The sequence below is a fragment of the Streptomyces sp. NPDC002680 genome (assembly GCF_042889145.1).
Classification (GTDB): Bacteria; Actinomycetota; Actinomycetes; order Streptomycetales; family Streptomycetaceae; genus Streptomyces; species Streptomyces adonidis.
On sequence record NZ_JBIAQP010000012.1, the window covers coordinates 130,261 to 153,080 of the forward strand.

At 70.7% G+C, this 22,820-nt stretch carries 20 protein-coding genes and 1 pseudogene; 12 read left to right on the forward strand and 9 right to left on the reverse strand.

Going from position 1 to position 22,820, the window contains the following annotated elements:
• Positions 1–68 precede the first annotated feature (68 nt).
• Positions 69–1,658: an alkaline phosphatase D family protein gene (locus tag ACFYXF_RS29905; protein ID WP_389354166.1), complete on the reverse strand. Its 1,590-nt coding sequence runs from the start codon at positions 1,656–1,658 to the stop codon at positions 69–71.
• A 167-nt stretch (positions 1,659–1,825) separates the two neighbouring features.
• Positions 1,826–3,262: a PLP-dependent aminotransferase family protein gene (locus ACFYXF_RS29910; RefSeq protein ID WP_389354168.1), complete on the reverse strand. Its 1,437-nt coding sequence runs from the start codon at positions 3,260–3,262 to the stop codon at positions 1,826–1,828.
• A 47-nt stretch (positions 3,263–3,309) separates the two neighbouring features.
• Here ACFYXF_RS29910 and ACFYXF_RS29915 point away from each other — a divergent pair.
• Positions 3,310–4,167, forward strand: a pseudogene (locus tag ACFYXF_RS29915) (DMT family transporter); the annotation flags it as partial.
• 42 nt (positions 4,168–4,209) lie between these two features.
• On the opposite strand, the gene ACFYXF_RS29920 reads toward ACFYXF_RS29915, so the two are convergent.
• Positions 4,210–5,052, reverse strand: a complete 843-nt coding sequence (locus tag ACFYXF_RS29920; RefSeq protein ID WP_389354169.1) for an alpha/beta fold hydrolase — start codon at positions 5,050–5,052, stop codon at positions 4,210–4,212.
• 143 nt (positions 5,053–5,195) lie between these two features.
• Between ACFYXF_RS29920 and ACFYXF_RS29925 the strand changes: the two genes are divergently transcribed.
• Both ACFYXF_RS29925 and ACFYXF_RS29930 read left to right on the forward strand, forming a co-directional pair.
• A complete protein-coding gene (locus ACFYXF_RS29925) occupies positions 5,196–6,089 on the forward strand; it encodes an RNA polymerase sigma-70 factor (RefSeq protein WP_389354171.1) in 894 nt (297 codons plus the stop codon).
• A 111-nt stretch (positions 6,090–6,200) separates the two neighbouring features.
• The gene (locus ACFYXF_RS29930) at positions 6,201–6,962 is read left to right on the forward strand and encodes a GntR family transcriptional regulator (protein ID WP_389354173.1); all 762 of its coding nucleotides are present in this window, start codon (positions 6,201–6,203) and stop codon (positions 6,960–6,962) included.
• A gap of 152 nt (positions 6,963–7,114) precedes the next feature.
• Here the strand turns inward: ACFYXF_RS29930 and ACFYXF_RS29935 are convergent, their stop codons facing one another.
• The 3 genes from ACFYXF_RS29935 to ACFYXF_RS29945 form a co-directional block, all read right to left on the reverse strand.
• Positions 7,115–8,272, reverse strand: coding sequence for an ROK family transcriptional regulator (locus ACFYXF_RS29935; RefSeq protein WP_389354174.1), 1,158 nt, complete (start codon positions 8,270–8,272; stop codon positions 7,115–7,117).
• Positions 8,273–8,510: 238 nt separating this feature from the next.
• Positions 8,511–9,173, reverse strand: coding sequence for a response regulator (locus ACFYXF_RS29940; RefSeq protein ID WP_389354176.1), 663 nt, complete (start codon positions 9,171–9,173; stop codon positions 8,511–8,513).
• Between the two features lie 4 nt (positions 9,174–9,177).
• Positions 9,178–10,392, reverse strand: a complete 1,215-nt coding sequence (locus ACFYXF_RS29945; RefSeq protein ID WP_389354178.1) for a sensor histidine kinase — start codon at positions 10,390–10,392, stop codon at positions 9,178–9,180.
• 108 nt (positions 10,393–10,500) lie between these two features.
• Here ACFYXF_RS29945 and ACFYXF_RS29950 point away from each other — a divergent pair, with 108 nt between their 5' ends.
• Positions 10,501–11,439, forward strand: a complete 939-nt coding sequence (locus tag ACFYXF_RS29950) for an ABC transporter ATP-binding protein (RefSeq protein ID WP_389354180.1) — start codon at positions 10,501–10,503, stop codon at positions 11,437–11,439.
• Positions 11,440–11,441: 2 nt separating this feature from the next.
• Positions 11,442–12,170 (forward strand): ABC transporter permease, encoded by a 729-nt coding sequence (locus tag ACFYXF_RS29955; protein WP_389354182.1) that lies wholly within the window; start codon positions 11,442–11,444, stop codon positions 12,168–12,170.
• Between the two features lie 37 nt (positions 12,171–12,207).
• Here the strand turns inward: ACFYXF_RS29955 and mug are convergent, their stop codons facing one another.
• Both mug and purB read right to left on the reverse strand, forming a co-directional pair.
• Positions 12,208–12,750: a G/U mismatch-specific DNA glycosylase gene (gene mug, locus ACFYXF_RS29960; RefSeq protein WP_389354559.1), complete on the reverse strand. Its 543-nt coding sequence runs from the start codon at positions 12,748–12,750 to the stop codon at positions 12,208–12,210.
• Entirely contained in the window at positions 12,747–14,189 is a 1,443-nt protein-coding gene (gene purB, locus ACFYXF_RS29965; protein WP_389354184.1) for an adenylosuccinate lyase, read from the reverse strand. The genes mug and purB overlap by 4 nt, the downstream gene beginning before the upstream one ends.
• A gap of 295 nt (positions 14,190–14,484) precedes the next feature.
• Between purB and ACFYXF_RS29970 the strand changes: the two genes are divergently transcribed.
• The 7 genes from ACFYXF_RS29970 (at position 14,485) to ACFYXF_RS30000 (ending at position 17,638) form a co-directional block, all read left to right on the forward strand.
• A complete protein-coding gene (locus tag ACFYXF_RS29970; protein ID WP_389354185.1) occupies positions 14,485–14,934 on the forward strand; it encodes a DUF6907 domain-containing protein in 450 nt (149 codons plus the stop codon).
• Complete coding sequence (locus tag ACFYXF_RS29975) at positions 14,931–15,743, forward strand: DUF6907 domain-containing protein (protein ID WP_389354187.1); 813 nt, start codon at positions 14,931–14,933, stop codon at positions 15,741–15,743. The genes ACFYXF_RS29970 and ACFYXF_RS29975 overlap by 4 nt, the downstream gene beginning before the upstream one ends.
• Positions 15,740–15,922: a hypothetical protein gene (locus ACFYXF_RS29980; protein WP_389354189.1), complete on the forward strand. Its 183-nt coding sequence runs from the start codon at positions 15,740–15,742 to the stop codon at positions 15,920–15,922. Before ACFYXF_RS29975 ends, ACFYXF_RS29980 begins: the two co-directional genes overlap by 4 nt.
• A complete protein-coding gene (locus ACFYXF_RS29985) occupies positions 15,919–16,251 on the forward strand; it encodes a hypothetical protein (RefSeq protein WP_389354190.1) in 333 nt (110 codons plus the stop codon). The genes ACFYXF_RS29980 and ACFYXF_RS29985 overlap by 4 nt, the downstream gene beginning before the upstream one ends.
• Positions 16,251–16,631 carry a DUF6907 domain-containing protein gene (locus ACFYXF_RS29990; RefSeq protein WP_389354192.1) on the forward strand — a complete coding sequence of 127 codons (381 nt, stop codon included), beginning with the start codon at positions 16,251–16,253 and terminating at the stop codon, positions 16,629–16,631. Before ACFYXF_RS29985 ends, ACFYXF_RS29990 begins: the two co-directional genes overlap by 1 nt.
• Positions 16,628–17,011, forward strand: a complete 384-nt coding sequence (locus tag ACFYXF_RS29995; RefSeq protein WP_389354194.1) for a hypothetical protein — start codon at positions 16,628–16,630, stop codon at positions 17,009–17,011. Before ACFYXF_RS29990 ends, ACFYXF_RS29995 begins: the two co-directional genes overlap by 4 nt.
• Positions 17,012–17,413: 402 nt before the next feature.
• Positions 17,414–17,638 carry a hypothetical protein gene (locus tag ACFYXF_RS30000; protein WP_389354195.1) on the forward strand — a complete coding sequence of 75 codons (225 nt, stop codon included), beginning with the start codon at positions 17,414–17,416 and terminating at the stop codon, positions 17,636–17,638.
• 1,115 nt (positions 17,639–18,753) lie between these two features.
• Here the strand turns inward: ACFYXF_RS30000 and ACFYXF_RS30005 are convergent.
• Positions 18,754–22,809 carry a transglycosylase SLT domain-containing protein gene (locus ACFYXF_RS30005; RefSeq protein ID WP_389354197.1) on the reverse strand — a complete coding sequence of 1,352 codons (4,056 nt, stop codon included), beginning with the start codon at positions 22,807–22,809 and terminating at the stop codon, positions 18,754–18,756.
• Between the last annotated feature and the right edge of the window lie 11 nt (positions 22,810–22,820).

Sequence of the window (22,820 nt, forward strand, 5' to 3'; positions counted from 1 at the left end):
TGACCGAAGGGTTAAGTTGCTTTTCGCCCTTTTTGTTAACTTTTCCACGATTATCGACGGGCGTACCGCTACTGCCCCACCCGCCCCGGCTGAAGCACCTTCGTGAACAGCACGGTCCCGTCCTGCTCGCGCAGCCGTACCGTCAGTTCCCCGCTGTGGCCGTCGATGTCGACCTCGCCGAAGAACTGGTAGCCGCCGGCCGGCGAGACGTTCGCCGTCTCCGGAGCCTTCACGAAGACCCGCTCCGGACCGAACGTGCCGTCGAGCGCGCTGGCGGGGAACGCTCCGGCGTTCAGCGGGCCCGACACGAACTCCCAGAACGGCTCGAAGTCGGTGAAGGCGGCCCGCGAGGGCTGGTAGTGCTGGGCCGAGGTGTGGTGGACGTCGGCGGTCAGCCAGACCGTGCCGGTGATCCGCCGGTGCTTGATGTACCGCAGCAGCTCGGCGATCTGCAGCTCACGCCCGAGCGGCGCGCCCGGGTCGCCCTGTGCCACGGCCTCGATGTTGGCCTTGCCCTCGGTGGCGTCCGGCACGACCAGGCCCAGCGGCATGTCGGCGGCGATCACCTTCCACACGGCACGCGAGCGCGACAGCTCCCGCTTGAGCCACTCCAGCTGCTCGGCGCCGAGGATGCCCTGCGGGTCGACGGTCTGGTCGTCGGGGGAGTTGGCGTTGCGGTACGTCCGCATGTCGAGGACGAACACGTCGAGCAACGGCCCCTGGTGCATCACCCGGTAGACGCGGCCGTCCTTGGCGCCCGGCCGGAGCGTCGAGATCGGGAAGTACTCGGAGAAGGCCCGCCGGGCCCGGACGGCGAGGGTGTCGACGCTCTTCTCGGTGTAGCGGGTGTCCGAGTCGAGGATGGTCTGCCCCGGGTACCAGTTGTTGCGGACCTCATGGTCGTCCCACTGGATGATCGACGGAACCTGGGCGTTGAACCGCCGCAGGTTCTCATCGAGCAGGTTGTAGCGGAAGTTGCCACGGAACTCGGCGAGCGTCTCGGCGACCTTCGCCTTCTCCTCGGTCGTGATGTTCCGCCAGGTGCTGCCGTCCGGCAGGGCGGCGGTCGCGGCGATCGGGCCGTCGGCGTAGATGTTGTCGCCGCTGCATATGAAGAAGTCGGGGTCGAGCTTCCCCATCGCGTCGTAGATCCGGTAGCCGCCGAGGTCCGGGTTGATGCCCCAGCCCTGCCCCGCCAGGTCCCCCGACCACAGGAACCGCACCCCGTCGCGCCGACGCGCCGACGTCGTACGGAAGGTGCCGGTCACCGGTTCGCCGGTGCGGCGCGGGTCGTCCGGGTCGGCGAGCAGTACGCGGTAGTGGATCTGCTCGCCGGACGGCAGCCCGCGCAGCCGCGTCGTACCGGTGAAGTCGCTGTCCGCGCCGAGCAGCGGACCGTGCCAGCGGCGGGCGCTGCGGAACGACTCGGTGGCGGACGTCTCGACGACCATCCGGGCGGGCCGGTCGGAGCGCACCCACACAAGACCCGAGTCGGCGGTCACATCGCCGGTCTGGACACCCCACCCGGCCTTCGGCCGCCCGGACAGGGCGAACGCGGGAGCCGCCGCACCGATGGCGGCGGGCAGGGTCAGGGCCGCCGAGGCGGCGAGCGAACCGCGCAGCACGCTGCGACGACCGGGCAACGGAACAGGTGACATGGGACGTGCCTCCGGGGACAGGATCCGGCGAGTGTGCACTGCAACAACTACTGGGGCACCGCAGCGCGCACGCAAACCACAAGTGAACAACTGCCCCCGCCGACAAGGGAGACAGACAAGGGAGGCAGGCAGGGGAAGCAGGCGATGGAACAGGAGAAGGGAACCGGTCAACCGTCGAGCGCACCGGCCATCAGCCGCACCCCGGCCGCGATCCGTGCGGGCGACAACTGCGCGTATCCCAGCACCAACCGCACGCCCTCACCCTGACCCTGCACGCGCGCGTGCGCGAAGTCCGTCAGCGGCCGTACCGCGACCCCGGCCGCCGCCGTCCGCTCCAGGAACCGCTCCTGCGGCCCGTACCGCTCCGGCAGCGCGGCGATGACGTGCAGACCGGCCGCGATCCCCGACACCTCCGCCCCGGGAAAGTGCTCCTCCAACGCCGCCACGAGGGCATCGCGCCGTTCGCGGTACGCGCGCTGGCAGCGGCGCAGATGCCGGTCGTAGTCCCCGCGCTCCACGAACCGCGCGAACAGCTCCTGGTCGAGGGCGGGATGTCCCAGGTCCATCGTCCGCTTCCGCTCGACGACCTCCTCGGCGACCGACTCCGGTACGAGGAGCCAGCCGAGCCGCAGCCCGGGCGCGAGCGACTTGCTGACGGACCCGGTGTACGCGACACGCTCGGGGTCGAGCCCCTGCAGGGCGCCCACCGGGGCTCGGTCGTAGCGGAACTCCCCGTCGTAGTCGTCCTCGATGACCAGCCCGTCGACCGACCGCGCCCAGTCGAGGAGTTCGGTACGGCGGCCCGCGGAGTAGGCGATCCCGGAGGGGAACTGGTGAGCGGGCGTGGTCACCACCGCCCGTACCCCGGAGGCCCGCAGCGCGTCGAGGTCGAGCCCCTCGTCGTCCAGGGGCACGGGTACGGCGTCCAGGCCGGCCGCGATGTACAGGGTGCCGTGTTCCGGGCTCCCGGGGTCCTCCACGCCCATGTCGCGCATCCCGCGCGCGTGGAGCACGTAACCGAGCAGCGTCGTCGCCTGTGCCACCCCGGAGACCACGATCAGCCGCTCCGGGTCCGCGACCACACCCCGGCGCCGGGCGAGCAGCTCAGCCAGTGCCGTCCGCAGCCGGGGCAGTCCGCGCGGATCGGGGTAGCCGAGGGCGTGATGGGGGACCTCGGCGAGCACCGCGCGCTGGGCGGCGGCCCAGGCGGCGCGCGGGAACAGCGACAGGTCCGGGGTGCCCGGGCGGAAGTCGGCGCGGGCGCCGGGGGAGTGCGGAGCGAGGTCCCGCGCGCGTGGGTGCGCGGCCCGTACGGCACCGCCCACCCAGGTCCCGGCGCCGCGCCCGCTGCGCAGATAGCCCTCCGCGGTCAACTGCTCGTACGCCTCCGTGACCAGCCCCCGCGACACCCCGAGGTCGGCCGCGAGATCCCGGCTCGACGGCAGCCGTGTCCCCGGTACGAGCCGCCCCGAGCGGACCGCCGCCCTGAGCGCCTCCTGAAGCGAACGCCCACGCGCGCGTGCCGGTGCGGCGGCGGCCGGAAGCAGCAACTCCCAGGCGGCGGAGCCCGGCAGCCCGCTCGGACTGGTCCCCGATGACGTCATGGAAGTGGACCTTAATCCGGTCCACCGCGGTCCCTAGCGTGGCGCCCATGAAGACCACCGCCGACCCGCCCGACATCACCCCCGCGCGCGGGGTCCTTCTCACCGCCCTCGCCGCCGTCCTCGTCGGCTGCTCCTTCACGGCGAACAGCGTCCTCGGCGACTACCCGTACGCGGGCGGCCAGTTCCTCCGCTACGGCCTGGCCTGCCTCCTGCTCCTGCCCATGGTCGGCCGGGGCGGCGCCGCCCCGCTGCGGACACTCACCGCCCGTCAGTGGACCCGCCTCGCGCTGCTCGCGGCCGTCGGCATGGTCGGCTTCAACCTGGCCGTCATCGCCGCCGAACACAGCGCGGAACCGGCGGTGCCGGGCGTGTTCGTGGGCTGCGCGCCCGTGGTCGTGGCCGTCCTGGTGCCCCTGCTGGACGGGCGGCGACCCCAACGGGCGGTGCTGTACGGGGCGTTGATCGTCGCGGCGGGCGCGTTCGCGGTCCAAGGGTGGGGCCGTACGGACGGCGTGGGCATCGCCTTCTCCGGGTGCGCGCTGGCCGGTGAGGTCGGGTTCGCGGTGCTCGCGGTGCCCTTGGTACGGCCCCTGGGGCCCCGGCTGCTGTCCGCGACCGTGTGCGGTCTCGCCGCCGCCGAGTCCGCGCTCGCCGGGCTGGTCCTCGACGGCGCCGGCTGGCTGCGCGTGCCCGACGCCACCGAGACCGCCGCACTGCTGTGGCAGGCGGCGGTCGTCACGGTCATCGGCTTCGTGTGCTGGTACATCGGCATGCAGCGGATCGGCGCGGAGCGCGCCACGCTCTTCTCCGGCCTCATCCCGGTCGCGGCGGCCTGCACGGCCCCGATCGTCGGCACGGGCTCCTACGGCCCCGCCCAGGCCGCCGGAAGCGCCCTCGTGGGTGCCGGAGTCGCCCTGGGATCGGGCGCGTTCGGTCTCGTACGCCGGTCAGCGGCTGCCGTCGAGGATCACGCGGGCGACCAGCGCCGGGTCGTCGTTCATCGGGACGTGGCCGCAGCCGGGCAGCCGGATCAGCCGGGCCTTGGGGATGATCCGCTTGGCGCGGACGCCCTGGCGGCGCACGAGCAGCAGGTCCCGGGTGCCCCACGCCACGGTGACCGGGATGCCGGGCACGTCGTCCGTGAACCGGACGTCACGGCCGGATCTGAGGGTCTCGGTGAACCGCTGGGCGTTCGCCAGGGCGAGTGTCTCCGCGACGACGGCCTCGGGTGAACGGCGGCCGGGACGGGCGTAGATGGTGCTCGTCAGGACGCTCCGGCCCGCCGCCGAGCGCGACAGCCGCTCGACCAGCGGCACCGGCATGCTCCGCGCGGCCCGCCGCATCGCGAGCAGCACCCCGAACGCGTACCGCCGCTCCGCCTGCGACCAGAACCCCGCCGGGGAGATCGCGGTGACCGAGCGCGCCCGCTTCTCACGCCCGAGTTCCAGGGCCAGCAGACCGCCCAGCGAGTTGCCCGCCACATGCGGCCGGTCCAGCTCCAGCGCCTCGCACAGGGCGCCGAACACGGCGGTCATCGTCGGCAGGTCGTGGGTGAAACCGTCCGCCAGCGGCGGGGACGCGCCGAACCCGGGCAGATCGACGGCGATCACCTCGCGCTCGGTGGCCAGGATGTCGATCACCGGGTCCCAGGCCTGCCGGTGGTGCCCGATGCCGTGCAGCAGCAGAAGCGGTTCGCCGGCGCCCACGCGCGCGTACGACAGGGTCACGGTCCTGGCCTCGGCCCGCGGGCCAGACGGAGAGGGGACCTCGAAGGAGACGGTGGCGGACATGGGGCTGCTCCTCGGCGTGCGTGTGCGTGTCTACGAGTGCTGCGTAGACAGCTTGTCAGCAACTGCTACCGACGGGTAGCCCCGTGCGATCACTGCCCGCAACTCGCTGGACACGACCCTCGCCGCCGGGTTGGGATGGAGTGGTGACCGCCGACACCGTGACCGACGTATTCGAAGAGCACCGGCCCGTCCTCATGGGCGTCGCCTACCGCATGCTCGGCCGGGTGGCCGACGCCGAGGACGTGGTCCAGGACGCCTGGCTGCGCTGGGCCGGCGCCGACCGGACCGCCGTACGCGAACCGCGCGGCTACCTCGTGCGCGTCACGACCCGGCTCGCCATCGACCGGCTGCGCCAGGTGAAGTCGCGGGGCGAGACGTACGTCGGCCCCTGGCTGCCCGAGCCCTACGTGACCGACCTGGCCGACGCCGTTCCGGACGCGGCCGAGCGGGCCGTGCTCGCCGACACCGTGTCCCTCGCGGTCATGGTCGTCCTGGAGTCCCTCTCGCCGCTGGAGCGCGCGGTGTTCGTCCTCCGGGAGGCCTTCGCCTACCCCTTCGCGGAGATCGCCGCCATGCTCGACCGCGCCGAACCGGCGGTGCGTCAGCTCGCCGGACGCGCCCGCCGACACGTGGACGAACGGCGCCCGCGGTACGAGGTCGACCCGGCCCAGCGCCGCGACCTCACCGAACGGTTCCTCGTCGCCGCGGAACAGGGCGACCTCGCGGGCCTCATGGAACTCCTCGCCCCGGACGTCTGCCTCGTCGCCGACAGCGGCGGCCTCGCGCGGGCGCCGCGCCGCATCCTGGAGTCGGCCGACCACGTGGGCCGCTTCGTCATCGGCACCGCGGGCAAGGGCCTCGCGGAGGCGTCGATCCGCTTCCTGGAGATCAACGGCGGCTTCGCCCTGCTGGTCCTGGACGGCGGCAAGCCGGACGCCGTGATCCAGGTGGACGTGGCGGACGGTCGTATCCAGCAGGTGTACATCATCCGCAACCCGGACAAGGTGCGTTCCCTGGTACCTCCCCAGGAACTCTGATTGGTCTTGACCAAGTACCCGGGCCGCCCTATGGTCGCAGGAAAGTGCAACAACCTTTAATAAACAAGGGCGCTAAAAAGCCGCCGGACCACGGCGATTGCGGAGGACAGGGTGGGGACCACGCAGTTGGAAACGGTGCCGGAGCCGAAGTACTGGCATCTGAAGACCGTGCTCAGTGAGGCACTGGACTCCGAGTTCACCGTGGGCGAGATCCTGCCCAACGAGCGTGATCTCGCGGCCCGGTTCGGCGTCGCCCGCGCCACGCTCCGCCAGGCACTGGAACAGCTCGAACTCGAAGGCCGGCTCAACCGCCGCCGTGGCGTCGGTACGACCGTCGCCCCGCCGCGCATGGGCGTCGCCGTCGGCACGGCCCAGCACGCGTGGCCGGGCGGGGCGGGCGACACCTGGCAGCCCGTGGACAGCACGCTGGCCGTACCGGCCTCGGTGGTGGCCGCCGCCCTGGAGACCGACCGGGACGAGCCCGTCCACACCGTGCGCCGCTCCCGTGTCTCGCACGGCCAGCCGGTCGCCGCCGAGCTGCTCTACGTCCCGGCCGCCTCGGTGCCCGACCTGTCGGCGATAGACGCCCCGTCCGGCCCGGCACGCGCGCGTGCGGTGCTGCGGGAACTCCAGCGCCTGGATCTGGAGGGCCAGGACCGAGCGGTGGAACTGGGCTCGGCCCGCGCGGACGACGCCAAGGAACTGGACCGCCTCCCCGGGGCCCCCGTCCTCGTCGTCACGACCCGCTTCTTCGCGGGGGCACACACAGCGGCCCTCTCGGTCGCGACCTACCGCGCTGACACGTGCCGACTGACCTTCGGCGACACCGGAGGACTGGAAATACACCACGGCCCGGAACGCCAGGCGTCCTGACGGCCGTACGGCACCTGACGGCCGTACGGCATCCAACGTTCACCCGCGCCCCAAGGGGGCGCCCCCTAGGGGCGCGGGGAACTGCGCGACCAGCCACGACGGACCCGCAGCCGCCATACCGCAGCCATCCCACCGCTCTCCACGCGGATCGCTCAACGACGGGCCGTCACAGTCCCCTCCACCGCGAACAACTGCTCCTCGACATGATCGAGAGCAAGCCGCAACGCACCCGTGGCCACCGCCGCCTCCCCGAGGAGCGACAGCGCCACGCCCGGCGGTCGCAGACAGTACCGCGCCAGTTCGTCCCGCAACGGCTCCAGCACACCGTCCAGCCCCGCCGCCCACCCACCGACGACGACCAACTCGGGGTCGAGGGCCAGGACGAGCGCGGCCACGTCATGCACCAGCCGCTGGATGAAGCGGTCGACGGCCGCGCGAGCCCCCTCGTCGCCCTCGCGCGCACGGCGGAACACCTCGGCGACGGCCACCTCGTCGAGCGGGTGCAGCGGCTCGCCCGTGGTCGACAGCAGCGCCTCCGGGGTCGCCTCCCGGCCCAGCAGATGCAGCGCGCCTATCTCCCCGGCCGCCCCGCCGTACCCCCGGTGCAGCCGCCCGCCGATCAGCGAACCGGCGCCCGGACTCAGCCCGGCGAGCACGAACACGACATCGTCGGAGTCGATCGCGGCACCTTTCCAGTGCTCGGCGACGGCAGCCGCGTTGGCGTCGTTCTCGACGAGGACCGGGCACTTGAAGGACCGGCTGAGCCGTTCACCGAGCGGCAGCCCGGTCCATTCGGGCAGCGCGGTGCACAGTCGTACGACGCCGTCGGCCTCCACTATCCCGGGCGTGGCCACGCCCACGGCCCGCAGCGAGTCACGGGCCACCCCGGCCCGGCGCAGCAGCTCGGCGACCGCCGACCGCAGCCGTTCCAGCCGCTCGTCGGCGGGCGCGGCCTCGTCGACGTCCTTCGAGATCGACCCGAGGAGTCGCCCGTCGAGGTCGGACAGCAGCGCGGCGACACGATGGGAGCCGATCTCAATACCCAGCAGATGCCCGGCCTCGGCCCGGAACCGGAACCGCCGCGCCGGCCGCCCCTGGCGCCGGGCGACGCTCTCGTCGGCGGCCTTCTCGACGACGAGCCCGGCGTCCATGAGCCCCTCGACGACACCCTCGACGGTCGGCCGGGACAGCCCGGTGACCCGGGTGATCTCGGTCAGCGTCGCGCAGTCCGTGGCACGCAGCGCGTGCAGCACCACCGCGGAGTTGATCCTTCGCAGCAGCGAGGGATCCCCGCCGGTCAGCTGCCCCAACGTACGTCCTCCCAGCTAAGCCGACCTGGTGAAGGCGGGTGCGCGACCCCGCCCCGAAAGGAGCGCGGGGCTGTGTCTGTTTGCGGCTCCGCCGCGTGGGCGCGACAAGCCCCCACCGGCCCGCGGGTTCATCACCGCGCTTCCAGCGGAGCGCTCGTGCAGGTGTGGGACGGATGGTACTCGGCGCGGAGCACCCGGGCGAGAGCCGGACGTCCCCGACCTGTCCGACGGGCCGGGATCATCCGGGCGCCACGAACCCGGACTCGTACGCCACGATCACCGCCTGTGTACGATCCCGGGCCCCCAACTTCGCCAGCACCGCGCTGACGTGCGACTTCACGGTCTCGGTCCCGACGATCAGCCGGGCGGCGATCTCCGCGTTGGACAGCCCCCGCGCCATCAGCCGCAGCACCTCCTCCTCGCGCTCGGTCAGCCGCGCCCGCTCCAGAACGGCCCGGGCAACCCGATTCCCACCCCCGTCCCCGTACTCGGCGGCCAGTCGCCGCACCGAGGCCGGAAACAACAGCGACTCCCCCTCGGCGACCAGCCGCACCGCGTGCACGATCTCGGCCGGCCGGGCCCGCTTGAGCAGAAACCCGTCGGCACCGGCCCGCAGCGCCTCGTACACGTACTCGTCGTTCTCGAACGTCGTGATCACCAGGATCTTCGGCGGCTCCGCCACTGTCCGCAGCACCGCGCGCGTGGCCTCGATCCCGTCCATCAACGGCATCCGCACATCCATGGCGACCACATCGGGCCGCAACCGCCTGACCAACGGAATGACGGCGGCCCCGTCCGCGGCCTCCCCGACGACCTCGATGTCCGGCTGAGCCTCCAGCACGGCCCGCAGACCGGCACGTACGAGCGGTTCGTCGTCGACCAGGAGCACGGTTACGGGCATCCGGTCAGCGTAGATCAACCCGCTGCCGTGCTCCCGGCCTCACCCGGCCTTCCCCGACCGGCAGTTCGACGCGTACCCGCCACTCACCGACGTCTTCCTCCACGCCGGTCCACGCCCGCCCTCCGAGCAGCGCGGCGCGTTCCCGTATTCCGCGCAGACCGTTGTTACCCGGGCCGGGGCCGGGTATCGGGGCGGTGAGCGGATTGCGGACGTCAAGGACCAGCGAGCCGTCCGCGACCACCACCCGGACCCGCACCGGAACCGACCCCGCGTGCCGCAGCACGTTGGTGAGCGACTCTTGGAGGATGCGGTACCCCTCGCGGGACACGGACCCCGGCAGATCGCCGAGCGGTCCGGTCAGCTCGGCGTCGACCTTCGCCCCGGAGGCCCGCGCCGACTCCAGGAGACGGTCGGCCTCGGTCAGGGCGGGCCGACTGCTCGCGGGGCGCTCCGACTCCCGCAGCACACCCAGCACCCGCTCCAGGTCCGCCAGGGCGGCCCGCCCGGTCTCCTCAATGGCACCCAGGGCACGGTCGGTGAACTCCGGGTCGCCGGCCGCCCGCGCAGCACCGGCCTGCACCACGGCCACCGTGAGCGCGTGCCCTATGGAGTCGTGCAACTCGCGCGCGATACGGCTGCGCTCCAGAAGCTGCTCGGTACGCTCCTCCAGCGTGGCGAGCCGCTCGGACGGCGAGGGCCCCAGCAGGCTGCGCGCGGCAGCGGTGATCAGCTCACCGAGGCCCACCACGACGCCGTAGAAGGCGAGCAGGGGCAGCGGCGCGAGCACGGCGTACACCCACGGCGGTTGCGAGGCGGGCAGGAAAGGATTGTCGTCGGAGAAATACCCGTTCGCGGCCCGGACCAGATCGACGGAGGTCAGAGGCAGCCAGACACAGGCCCCCATCGCCACCGCCCCGAGCGCCATCCGCACCTCCAGCCACAGCACGGTCCGCAGCCGGTCCCGCCAACTGGCCGACGGCGCGACGGAGATCGCCGACTCCGAGACCGGCTCGTTCGGCGTGAGCAGCAGCCGCGCCTGCACCCCCTCGCCCAGCCGCACGGCCGGAATCAGCCCGACGAGCAGCAGAACGGCGGCGGGCACCCACGGGGTCGACATGTCGATGAACATCCACACGCTCACGACGAGCATCGGCACCCACAGGTGCAGCAAGCGCGTGTACGTCGTCCCCCGTAACAACGGGCGCAGAAATCGGGCCATGCCGACATCGTGACAGCCACCACTGACAACGGGCCTCCCCCGGGCGGGGGAGAGGCTCTCCACGGACGGGGGAGGCCCAGCCCCTGCTGAACCCAGCAGGCTGCTGCCATGACCAGCATCGACGTCCACGACCTCACCAAGGAGTACGGCACCGCACGAGCCGTCGACCACCTCACGTTCAGCGTCGAGCCCGGCCGCGTCACCGGCTTCCTCGGCCCCAACGGCGCCGGAAAATCCACCACCCTGCGGCTCGTCCTGGGCCTCGACCGGCCGACCCACGGAACCGCCACCGTCGGCGGCCGTGCCTACGCCACCCTCGACAACCCCCTCCGCAAGGTCGGCGCCCTCCTCGACGCCCAGGCCGCCCACGGCTCCCGTACCGCCCGCGACCACCTCCGGGCCCTCGCGGTGGGCAACCGCATCCCGGACCGCCGGGTCGACGAGGTGCTGGCGGAGACGGGCCTCACCTCGGTCGCGAGGCGCAGGGTGAAGACGTACTCCCTCGGTATGCGCCAGCGGCTCGGCATCGCGGCGGCGCTGCTCGGCGACCCGGAGGTGGTGATGCTCGACGAGCCGTCGAACGGCCTCGACCCCGAAGGCATCGTCTGGATCCGCGAGTTGCTGCGCAGGCTGGCGGGGGAGGGGCGTACGGTCCTGGTCTCGTCCCACCTCATGAACGAGACCGCGTCCTTCGCCGACCACCTCGTCGTCCTCGGCAGAGGACGCCTACTGGCGGACACCCCGATGCGTGAGTTCATCGGGGCACGCGTACGCCCGCGCGTGCGGGTGCGCACCACGGACGGCACCGTCCTGTACCGACTGCTGGCGGAGCACGGCTACGAGGCCGCCGCGCACGACAACGACTTCTGGACCGTGGAGCACGCGCGCGTGGACGACATCGGCCGGCTCACCTCGGCGGCGGGCCTGACCGTCCTCGAACTGACGGCGGACGAGGGCACATTGGAGCAGGCCTACCTGGACCTGACGGCCTCGGCGACGGAGTTCACCACCACCCCGGCCCCAGCGCCGGTCCAGCAGGAGGCCTGAGCATGCCCTTCGTACCCGTACTCCACGCCGAGTTGATCAAGATCCGTACCCTGCGGTCGCTGCTCGGGGCGCTGTGCGCGGTCGTTCTGGCCACGGGCCTGTTCTCGGCACTCGCCGGACTCGACTCCGGCGCCGACGAGAAGGACTTCGACCCGCTGTTCGCGTCCTTCTTCGGCGTCAGCTTCGGGCAGATCGCGGCGGTGGCCTTCGGCGCGACGGCGGTGTCCTCCGAGTTCCAGGGCGGCGGCCTGCGCGTCACGCTGGCGGCGGTGCCGCGCAGGGGCCGTTGGTTCGCGGCCAAGACGGTGGCAGTCGCCGTACCCGTCCTGGCCGTCGGCCTGCTCGCCGGGGGAGTGAGCCTGGCCGTCGGCAAGGCGGTGCTGGGCGCCGACGCGAACGGCCTGACTTGGACCGAAGGACTCCGTGGCGTGATCGGCAGCGGCCTCTACCTCACCCTGATGGCCCTGCTCGCGGCCGGCCTGACCGCCCTGCTGCGCAGCGGAGTCGCCACGCTGAGCATCCTGATCCCGTTCCTGCTCATCGTCTCGTTCGTGGTCGGCGGGGTGTCGGGGACCTTCGCCGACTTCCTGCCCGACAAGGCGGGCCAGGTGGTCTTCCGCGAGACCTGGGACGGCTCACTGGGCCCCTGGACCGGCCTCGCGGTGACCGCACTGTGGGCGGCAGGCGCGCTGCTGGCGGGAGCGTGGAGCGTACGACACCGGGACGCATGACGGTCGTACGGCGGCCCCCTGCAGAGCCGTCCGGGGCCTAGGAAGCCGCTTCCCGCAGGCGCCCGAACTCCTCCGCCATGGTCGCCGCAGTCCAATGGGCGTTCAGGCCGCTCGGGTTGGGCAGCGCCCACACGCGTGTGTCGCCGAACTGTCGCTCCTGTGGGCCCACTTGGGCCTTGCGGTCATCGAAGGCGGCCCGGTATGCGGTCACGCCCACCACGGCCAGCCAGCGTGGCCGCAGCCGCGTTACCTTCTCGGCCAGCAGGCGCCCGCCCTCGCGGTACTCCTCGGCGGACAGCTCGTCGGCCCGTGCGGTCGCCCGTGCGACGACGTTGGTGATGCCGAGGCCGTACGAGAGCAACTCGCCCTGTTCGGCGGGCTTGAGCAGCCTCGGGGTGAATCCGGAAAGGTGGAGGACCGGCCAGAAGCGGTTGCCGGGGCGGGCGAAATGGTGACCGGTGGCCGCCGTCATCAGGCCGGGGTTGATGCCGCAGAACAGGACGTGGAGGCCGTCCGCGGTCACGTCGGGGACGAGACGGTCGCGGGCGGCCTCCAGTTCGGCCTGGGTGAAGCGGGTCAGAGGATCGCTCCGGGGGTGTAGGCCGCGGCCTCCGGGTGCTGCTTGGCGATCTCCTCGATCCGGGCGACGACGGCCGCGACCTGGTCGGCGGCGGCGCCCGTGAACGACAGCTTGTCGGCCATCAGGGCGTCGAGCTGGGCGCGGTCCAGGGGGATGCGCTCATCGGCGGCGAGCTTGTCGAGGAGTTCGTTGCGCTCGGCGCCCTGCTCACGCATGGCGAGCGCGGAGGCGACGGCGTTCTCCTTGATGGCCTCGTGCGCGACCTCGCGGCCGACACCCGCGCGCACCGCGCCCATCAGTACCTTGGTGGTGGCGAGGAAGGGGAGATAGCGGTCCAGCTCGCGGGCGACGACGGCCGGGAAGGCGCCGAACTCGTCCAGGACCGTCAGGAACGTCTCCAGGAGGCCGTCGAGCGCGAAGAACGCGTCCGGGAGGGCCACCCGGCGCACCACCGAGCAGGACACGTCGCCCTCGTTCCACTGGTCGCCCGCCAGTTCGCCCGTCATCGAGGCGTAGCCGCGCAGGATCACCATGAGGCCGTTGACGCGCTCGCAGGACCGCGTGTTCATCTTGTGCGGCATCGCGGACGAGCCGACCTGGCCGGGCTTGAAGCCCTCGGTCACCAGCTCGTGCCCCGCCATCAGCCGGATCGTCTTGGCCGTGGACGAGGGCGCGGCGGCCAGCTGCACCAGGGCGGTGACCACCTCGTAGTCGAGGGAGCGGGGATAGACCTGGCCGACCGAGGTGAAGGCGGTGGAGAAGCCCAGGTGGCCGGCGATCCGCTGCTCCAGCTCCGCGAGCTTGGTCGCGTCGCCGCCGAGCAGGTCGAGCATGTCCTGGGCGGTGCCCACGGGGCCCTTGATACCGCGCAGGGGGTAGCGGCCCAGCAGCTCCTCGACCCGGGCGTACGCGACGAGCAGTTCGTCGGCGGCGGTCGCGAAGCGCTTGCCGAGGGTGGTGGCCTGCGCGGCCACGTTGTGCGAGCGGCCGGCCATGACCAGCTCGGCGTACTCGCCGGCGAGCTTTCCGAGCCGCGTCAGCACGGCCACCGTACGGTCGCGCATCAGCTCCAGCGAGAGCCGGATCTGGAGCTGCTCCACGTTCTCGGTGAGGTCGCGGGAGGTCATGCCCTTGTGGACGTGCTCGTGTCCGGCGAGGTCGTTGAACTCCTCGATGCGTGCCTTCACGTCGTGCCGGGTGACCTTCTCGCGCTCGGCGATGGAGGTCAGGTCAACGGTGTCCAGGACCCGCTCGTAGTCGGCGAGGGCGGCGTCGGGCACCTCGATCCCGAGGTCCTTCTGGGCCCGCAGGACGGCGAGCCAGAGCTGGCGCTCCAGCCTCACCTTCTGCTCGGGGGACCAGAGCGTGGCCAGTTCGGCGGAGGCGTAGCGTCCGGCGAGGACGTTCGGGATGCGGGGCTTTGCGGGTGCGGCGGTCACGTGTAGGGAGTTTACCCCCCGTCCGGGTGGGGACCTACTCGTCCAGGGTGGGGACGAACGCGCAGGTCAGAGGCTCCAGCGGCGTACCCTCGCGCGCCCGTCCGTGAGACGCGCGTGAGACGGCATCGAGCCTCAAAGAATCCATCCACCTTGTTGCTAACAAGGAACGGATGCTGTTAGATGGAGTCATCGGCCCCCGGAAAACGGGGGCGGCCCCAACCCGGTGTGCAACCACCAGGAAGGGGCCTGACGGATCACCTGACTACACAGGAGAACCGCTATGGGGAATCTTCCCATGAGCACGCCCATGCCGTCCGTGCCCCGTCCGGGGTACCGGTTCGTTCCCGCCCTGATCGGCCGCTCGACGGACCCCGGCGTCATCGCCTTCGTCGAGTGCCCGTCGTGGTGCACGGTCGACCACATCGCCTCCCGCTCGGTCTTCCTGGAAGACCTCAACCACGAGGGCGAGCGTCGGGCGATGTCGTTCACCCCGAGCAACGGCGCCCGCGTGCCCGTCGAGGTGTACCTGTCGCAGTGGCCCGGCACGCACGAGCCCCAGACGCAGCTGGCGGTGGACCTCGACTACGAGGTGGAGACCTACGACCGCACGGCGGCGCTCGCCCTGGCGGACCAGCTGGTCGCGTTCGCCGCCGACGTCCGCCGGCTGGCGCAGACCCTGCCCGACGACGCTGTCCGCTCCCAGGCCGACGAGGCGCTGCGCCGGGTCCGTGGCGGTGCCGCATGAGCAACGACGACGAGCAGGAGCGCGCACAGCGCAGCGTCGAGCGGATGTTCCCGGCCGTGGCCAGGTTCCTCGGGCAGACGCCCGACGAGCTGCCCGCCTACGGGCCGACCGAGGTGTTCCGCGAGGAGGACGTCACCGCGGATGTGGTGGTGCGTGTGGCGTTCGCGCTGTCCCGCGAGCAGCTGTTCACGGCTCTGTCGGTTGGCTTCACGGAGCTGATCCCGAGCCGCACCCCCGAGTCCCTGACGGTCGAGGAGACGCGGTCGGAGGTTGAGGGCTGGCTGCACGGCGCGGCCGTCTACGAACTCGACCAGTACGTGCAGCAGGGGCAGCTGACGGCGTACCCGGTGGAAGCGCAGCCCGTCATGGACGCACTCAGCCGAGCGCTTGACCTCGCGTACCCGCCCGCCCCGGTGGCTGAGCCGCGCCCGGTGCAGCAGCCCCGGTACGGCGAGGGCACGGTGACTCTGCAGACCCTCGACTGCGGTGAGGTCACCGTCGACGAGCCGGCCTGGTGTCTGGGTCACGACGGCGAGCAGGTCGTGCAGCGCGTCGACATCACCCACGTCGGTCGGACGGTTGCGGCCGAGGTGGAGACGGACGGCGGAACCATCGAGTTCCTGCCCGCCCGGATCGCGTGGGGTCCGTTCGCCGAACTGCGGCCGGAGCCGTACCCGCTCGCGGATGTCGACGACTTCCCCGCCATGGGCCCCGGCCAGTTGCGGGAGTTCGCCGCGGAACTCGCCCTGCACGCCGGACGCCTGTACGCGCTGTCGAACGAGCTGGACCGGCTGCGGAGGACGTCGTGAACACTCTCGTCTCCCGCCCGACCGAGCGCGCTGCCATGCGCGGCTGCGACCGGTCGCCCCTGCCGCCGGCCGAGCTGGTCGTCGACCTCCTCATCGTGGCGCGTGCGACGGACGACCGGTACGGCGCCCGCCACTTCTCCAACCTCCTCGACCGCATCATCGAAAGGGGCCAGTCGTGAGCGACCTCGACGCCCTGCTCGCCAAGCTGGACGCCTACGCGTGCCTGCTCCCCGGCTGCACGCAGGAGGACCACAGCTACGACACCTGCGTAGCCGAGCTGCCCGAGGTCGCCTTCGACAACGAGGGCGACGTGACTCTGGCGTCCGAACTCGTGTCGGAGGACGGCGGCGCCCCGAGCATCGTGACGTTCGTCTTCAACATGACCAGCCGGGACGCCCGCCGCCAGATGCGGGACCGGGCAGCCGCCGCCGAGTTCACCGCGCAGCTGCGGCGCCTCGCCGACGCTGTCGACACGGCCGCCACCTTCCTGCCCGAGAGGAGCCAGTGATGGCCACGAAGACCACTGGTCGTTCCACAAGTGCCCCCGTGGCCCCGAAGTGCCCGCCGTGGTGCGTCATCGACCACTCCGACGACACCATGAGCGCCCTCATGGGCGACTACATCCACCGGTCCGACTTCGCCTGGTTGCGCCCGGACGGGTCGCGGTCCGGCGACGAAGGCCCGTGGGAGGTGGCCGCACAGCTGGTGTCCTCCGACGAGGACGGCACGGTCCCGGCGATCGCCGTGGACCTGGGGGACACGATCGGGCCCTACGCGGAGCTGACCGTCGAGACCGCCGACCAGTTCATCCGGGACCTGAAGACGTTCACCGCCCGCGTCCAGCAGATGCGCGACCAGCTGGCCGCAGTGAAGGAGCAGCAGTCATGACCGTGTCCCTGGAGCGTCTGACGGATGTGCCGGCGGTGCGCGGCATGACCGAGCAGCACAGCCTCGTCGACCCCTACGACGAGCCGCACGCCGTCATCGGGCTCCGTGCGGTCGTCTCCCGCGACCACATCGCCGCCGCGGTCGACATGGGCGTGCACAAGTTCTACGGCGACGGCCGGACCGCCGACGACCTGACGGTGGCGGAGATCCGCTACTTCGTCGAGTGCTACGTCCTGTCGGAGAGCGCACTCGGTCTTCAGCAGGGCGCGGAGGCGATGGCTCAGCTCCTCGTCGAGGACTTCCACGAGGACGTGACCCGCGAGCAGATCCGGGCCTGCTACCGGGCCGCCGACCGGGCGTATCCGAAGGCTTTGAAGTAGCACGTCGAATCCCTAATGAACGAGCACGTCGAATCCCAAAAGGTGCCCCTCTCCGGAGGGGTGCCCGAGGGGCTCGAATCGCAGGTAGAAACCCAACGACCCTGCAGCTCGCATCGCAAGTGTTCGGCCCCTCTGTGAGGGTGCGTCGCAGCAGCGTGCGATCCAAATAAAGGCCCCTCTGCGGGGGGTGTTCCCGCAGCGTGCTGTTCAAATGCCCCCCACCGTTTTCGGGGCCCGGTCCCTCCTCTCACGGGGACCGGTTCCCGGAGGGGTCACGGAAGCGGCGTAGCCCTTTACCCCCAAGGGTTTGCGACTCCCTCCGACGGAGTCGCAACCCACTTCCCGCAACGACGGGACACGCCCCCGGACGTCTCCGGGACACACCACGAAAGGACACACCGAATGTTCCGCAGGAAGACCCAGCAGTCGACGGCCGCGCCCCTCGTCTCCGCGGCCGTCGCCGACACCGACGAGGCGGTCGCCGCGAAGATGCGCGGGCTTGCCCGGCAGACCACCAACCCGGACCGGGCGAAGACGTACACCGCAGTCGCGAACGCGGCCGACGCCGGCCAGCTGCACCCGGACCTTCGCGCCGACTGGGCGCAGGGCGTCACCTTCCCGCAGTAGTCCGCCTGGCCCGTGCTCGTCTCTTACCGGGCACGGTCCGCTGTGGGCGCCGCGCCCACAACTGAGAGGGACAGGCTGTCCTTCTCAACCACGGTCGTCATGACCGTGCAGGCCCCTGGCCCGTGCCCGACTCCTACCGGGCACGGTACGGGGGCCTTCCGCGTGCAGTGTCAGGACCCGTATCCCGGTCTTCGCCCACGTCGCGGCTCGGGTGGGCGGCTGTTGTGCAGCTGCTGGGCGTCGGGTTCGACGGTCGGGGCGGCTGCCAGCCAGGCTTCGATGTCGGCGATACGCCAAGCGGCCTTGCGGCTGATAGTGACGGAGCAGGGGCCGCCACAGGGGACGCCGTGGCGCTGGTGATATCGGTCGCTGTAGAGAGTCTCGATGGACCGTCCAGTGAGGCGGGAAGCCTCGACGACCCAGGCGTAGCCGGGCGGAGCTGGCGCTTTGTGTTTAGGGATGCTGCGAGCCATGCCTGAAGACTGCCCACCTGTCGAAAGGTAGAAGATCACTCGTTGGTGGGGTCTCAACCTGGCGACAAACCGGGCATAGTGGGTGGACAATCCTCCGGACGCAATGATCTTGGGGTAGGACGCTGTCCGGACAGTGTCCACACGATCGAAGATCGTTTGTCCGGGTTCCAGTCCGGGGCATTCAGGATATTCCGGGCGGCTGTCCTACCGGCCGTCCACCCACTTTGCCCCGTCTCGTCCCCCGGCTGGTGGGTGGATGCCATCCGGCTTCCATCCACCCTCGGAGATCAACTATCCACCCTGCTATCCGGGTGCTACGCCCCTGGTTGCTGCCGCTACTGGAGGCGCTACACCAACTGCTACGCATGATCGGTTAGCGGTGCCGTAGCAGCCGACGTAGCACCCGAAATACCCCGGTATGCCGCCCCTGCTCAGGGCCTGCTCACGATCTTGCCTTGCTGCTCAGTCGCAGGTCGGAGGCCCGGCCATGATCGCTCACGCGCCGCTCAGAGCAGCGGCTGAGCAGACCGTGAGCAGCAACCTGAGCAGCTGTGACCTGCACCTTCACATTCTGAGCAGCGGCTGAGCAGGCGCCCCAAACCGGATCAAGTTGTATGTTATACAACTTGATCCGGCCTCCCGTCAGTTCGCGTTCAGTACCTGGATCAGCTTCTGCTGGGAGTCGTGGACCTCGGCGCGGGCGATCGCGTGGATCGGCTCGTCGCCGACCTGTACGTGCACCGCGAGGTCACCGAAGCTGGGCGCCTTGCCCGCCATCGATGTGAGCGCGTTTGCCTGCCCCGTCGTGAAGACGGGCTCGGGGCGGCCGGTGCCGTTGTAGGCCAGGTTGAGGCCCGGCTGGAGGTAGCCGCCGGAGTCGTAGCCGCCGGCCCGGTCATACGCCTTCGACAGCGACCCGTAGGCGCCCAGCGCGTACTTCATCGACGAGTACACGTTGGCCATCGGGTTGACCGACACCCCGTAGGAGAACGGCCCCGTGTTGCGGTACTTCCCGGCGTAGGCCTGGAAGGTGCCCCGGATCACCTGCATCAGCCCGACCGACGGATGCCCGGCCTGCCAGTTGGAATCCCACCGGTTCACGATCGTCGGGTTGCCGCCGGACTCCTGCTGCATCCTGCGCAGCGTCGTGTTCGCGAGACTGCTGGACTGCCCGACCTCGGCGAGCGCCTTCACCACCACGGGCCGCCACTGCTCGACCCCCGCGGACGGCTTGTACAGGATGTTCGGCGACGCCTTCTTGTCGCCCTCCTTACCCGCGCCGAGGAGCCGGGCGACGGCGCCCTTCATCAGATCCTTCAACAGCCCGGTGAAGCCGATGTCGCCGCCCGGAATCCTCTCGATGAGCGGGTTCACGACGTGCTTCACTCCGGCCTGGACGGCCGACCCGAACGTGTCCTTCAGCCAGGAGGCACCCGACTTCACCTTGTCCCAGGCGCCGCCGAGGACGTCGCCGATCCCGGAGAAGATGCCGCCGTCCTTGAAGCCGAGCGCCGACCGCACGCCGTCGACTCCGCCGCGGCGGGCCGCCGAGTTCATCGCGCCCACGTAGCCGGAGCCGACCGCGCGCGTCCACTCGGGGCGCATGATGGCTTCTCCGCCGGACAGGGCGACCGGGCCGGCCGTCGACGGCACCATGTGCACGTCCCGGCCGGGCGTGTAGCCGGGCATGATGCCGCCGGCCGCGAACTTCATGACGTCGAGGTGCTTCCCGCCGAATGCGTCGGTGACGAGGTTCCACACCTTCCGCAACCCGTTGTTGTACACGCTGTCAATCACGAATTTGACGGGCTTCTTCGCAATGCCCTGGATCTTGTCCCAAGCCGTTTTGATGCCCTTCACTGCCTCGTCGAACGCCCCGACGATCTTGTCTGTGAGGGTGAGTCCCCACCCGGGAATCGTCTTCGTGAAGAAGTCCCGGATCGGGTACAGCACGTTGCTCTTGACCCACTTCCAGGCGTCGGAGATCCCGGCGCTGATCGCATCCCAATGCTTGATGATGGCGACGACCGCCAGCCCGATCGGGCCCGTCAGTGCGCCGAGGATCCACGGCCAGTTCCGCTTCACCCAGTCCAGGACCGACCGGAAGATGCCCGGGATCGTCTGCGTGAAGAAGCGGGTGAACGGGCCCTTGAACCAGTCGATGACCGCAGACACCGCATCCTGGATGAACTTCCAGACCGCGTCGACAGCGTTCTTGAACCAGTCGAACTTGTTGTAGGCGTAGATGACGAACCCGACCAGCGACAGGATCGCCAACCCGATCAAGGTCAGCGGGTTCGCCGACACCGCGAAGTTGAATGCCCACACGGCGAGCGCCCACAGCTTCGTCGCCACAATGATCCCGTAGATCAGCGTGATGAACCACGGCGCCTTGTCGGCGATGATGCCGACCGCCTCAGCCATCCCACCCAGCAGCTTCAGCAGCGGCCCCGAGATCGGCGACAACGCCTGACCGATACTCAGGAACGCCCCGAAAATCTTCCCGAGGGTGTCGGCGATGAGCGGGCCGTGCTCCGCCGAGTAGGCCAGGAACCGCTCGAACTCGGGTGAGCCCTTCAGGCCCTGCCCCCACTTGGCGAACTTGCCGGTGATCCGCTGCAAGGTGCCGAAGATGTCATCCATGTGCGGCAGGAAGGCGCCGATCACCCCGGTCATGCCCTTGAAGACGTTCCCGAAGCCGATCCCGAGCCCGGTGATGGCGGGCTTCACCGACCCTTGCAGATCCTTCTTGAACGTCTTCCACCACGGAGACTTGAAGCCCCGTGACACCCGATCCTGCAGGCCGCCGATCGCATCCGCGGCCTCGGTCACGAACGGCGTCAATCCCGGAAGCGAGTTCTTCAGCCCGTTGAGGGCGCGGGTGAAGATGGGCATGACCGCCGGTTGCAGGCTCTTCGACCACGCCGAGAACGCGCCTCGCAAACCCACATAGGCGTTCATCGTGTCCCGGGCCTCAGGCGTCAGCTTCGCCAGCTCCGCCCGATACTTCGCCTGAGCGATGGCGGCCTGGTCTACGCCGCCCGTGGTCTGCATCTGCGCCTGCGCGAGCTGACGTTGCGCCGAGGCCGCCGACTCCGCAGCCTGGATCTGCGCGTCACCCACAGCCGCCTGAGCGTCCGCGATCCGCTGCTGAGCATCGGCAATGTCCTGGGCGTTCTGAGCCGACGTCCGCGCCTGATCGGCCTGCGCATCCTGCAACGCCCGCGTCTTGTCAGTTACCTCCTCCTGGGCGGCGGCCAGCTGTTCCTGAGCCGACTTCACCGTCTGCGAGCCGTCGACGCCGGCCTTGTTCGCCGCCTCCGTCTCATCCTTCAGGCGGGCCGTCTCGGTCGTCTGATCCTTCAGCCGCTCGACGGCCTGGTCGTAGGCGAGGAGAGCACGCTCCTTGTCCAACTCGGTGGCCGTCTGCGACTTCAGGACCTTGTCGCGTTCGATCGTGGCTTCCTTCAGCCCGATCTCCGCGTCCCGCTGCGACAGCACCGAATCCGTCAGCCGACTGTTGAGGTCCGCGAGTTCCTGGGCGGCGGTACGGCGAGCCGCCGTCAGATCCTCCTGAGCCTGCCTCGCATCCCGCTGTACGTCCGCCAACGCCTCTTCCGCGTCTTGGACGGCCCGCGCCGCCTGCTGGCTCCTCAGAGACGCCTGAGCGGCCGTCTGCGCCGCGCTACGGCGGGCCTGCGACACCTGCTGCTGCGCCGCCGCGATCTGCTTCGCCCCGTTGCGCTCCGCCGACGCCACCGCCTGCGCCGCCGATGCCAGCTGCATCGACCTCGACGCCGCCTGAGCGGCAGCCTGCCCGCCCCGCATCGACGCCTGCGACGCCGCATCCTGAGCAGCCTTCTGCGCGGTCAGCACCGTACCGATCTGCTTGAACGCCGGGACCGCCACGAGGGCGACGGAGCCGACACCGACCGCAGCAGCGACTCCCGCCGCGGCGATCGCGCCCAGGCCGGCCGCCACCACCGGCAGCACCGGAATGATGGCTGGCCCGAAGGTGAGCGCGGCCGTGGTGAGCAGGTTGAGGTTGGCGGCAGCCGACCGTGTGTCGACGTCGACGTTCGCGGTCTGCCCGTCCAGCCGGTTCACCATGGCCTGAATGGCGGCGAGCTGCGTCGAGGCCGCCGCCACATCCGTGCGCACCTGTACGTCGACGTCCTGCGCCGACAGCCGCTGCAAGCGCTGCTGGAGGCGGTCGATCCGTGCGCTCGCTTCCGCAGCGTCGATGTCGACGCCGATCTCGACCTCGGTCAACGCCCGCAACTGCGCGCGGATCGAGGCAATCTCCCGCTCGGCCGGCGACGAGTCCGCATCGATCCGGACCTCAGGCAGATCCCGCAGCGCCGCCTCAACCCGGGTACGGAACGCGCGGGCGAACGAACCACCCGTGGACTGGCCCTGACGGGCCGCCGGAGCCTGAGCCTGACGGCCACCGTTCCGCACGCCGTCGACGACGCCCCGGGCGATGCCCTGCATGACGTAGCGGCCGACAATCCGACCCAGCTCATCGCCGACATCGTTAGCGGCAGGAACAAGCTGCTGCTGGAGGCGCTGCCGCACGCCTCGTGCATTGGGCAGAACGTCGACTTCGACTGAGCCGACTGAGATAGCTGGCACCGCGCCGTCTCCTTCCAGATCCGTGGCGCGGGCCCTGAGAAGGTCAGATACAGGGGTCAGCACATAGTGCTGAC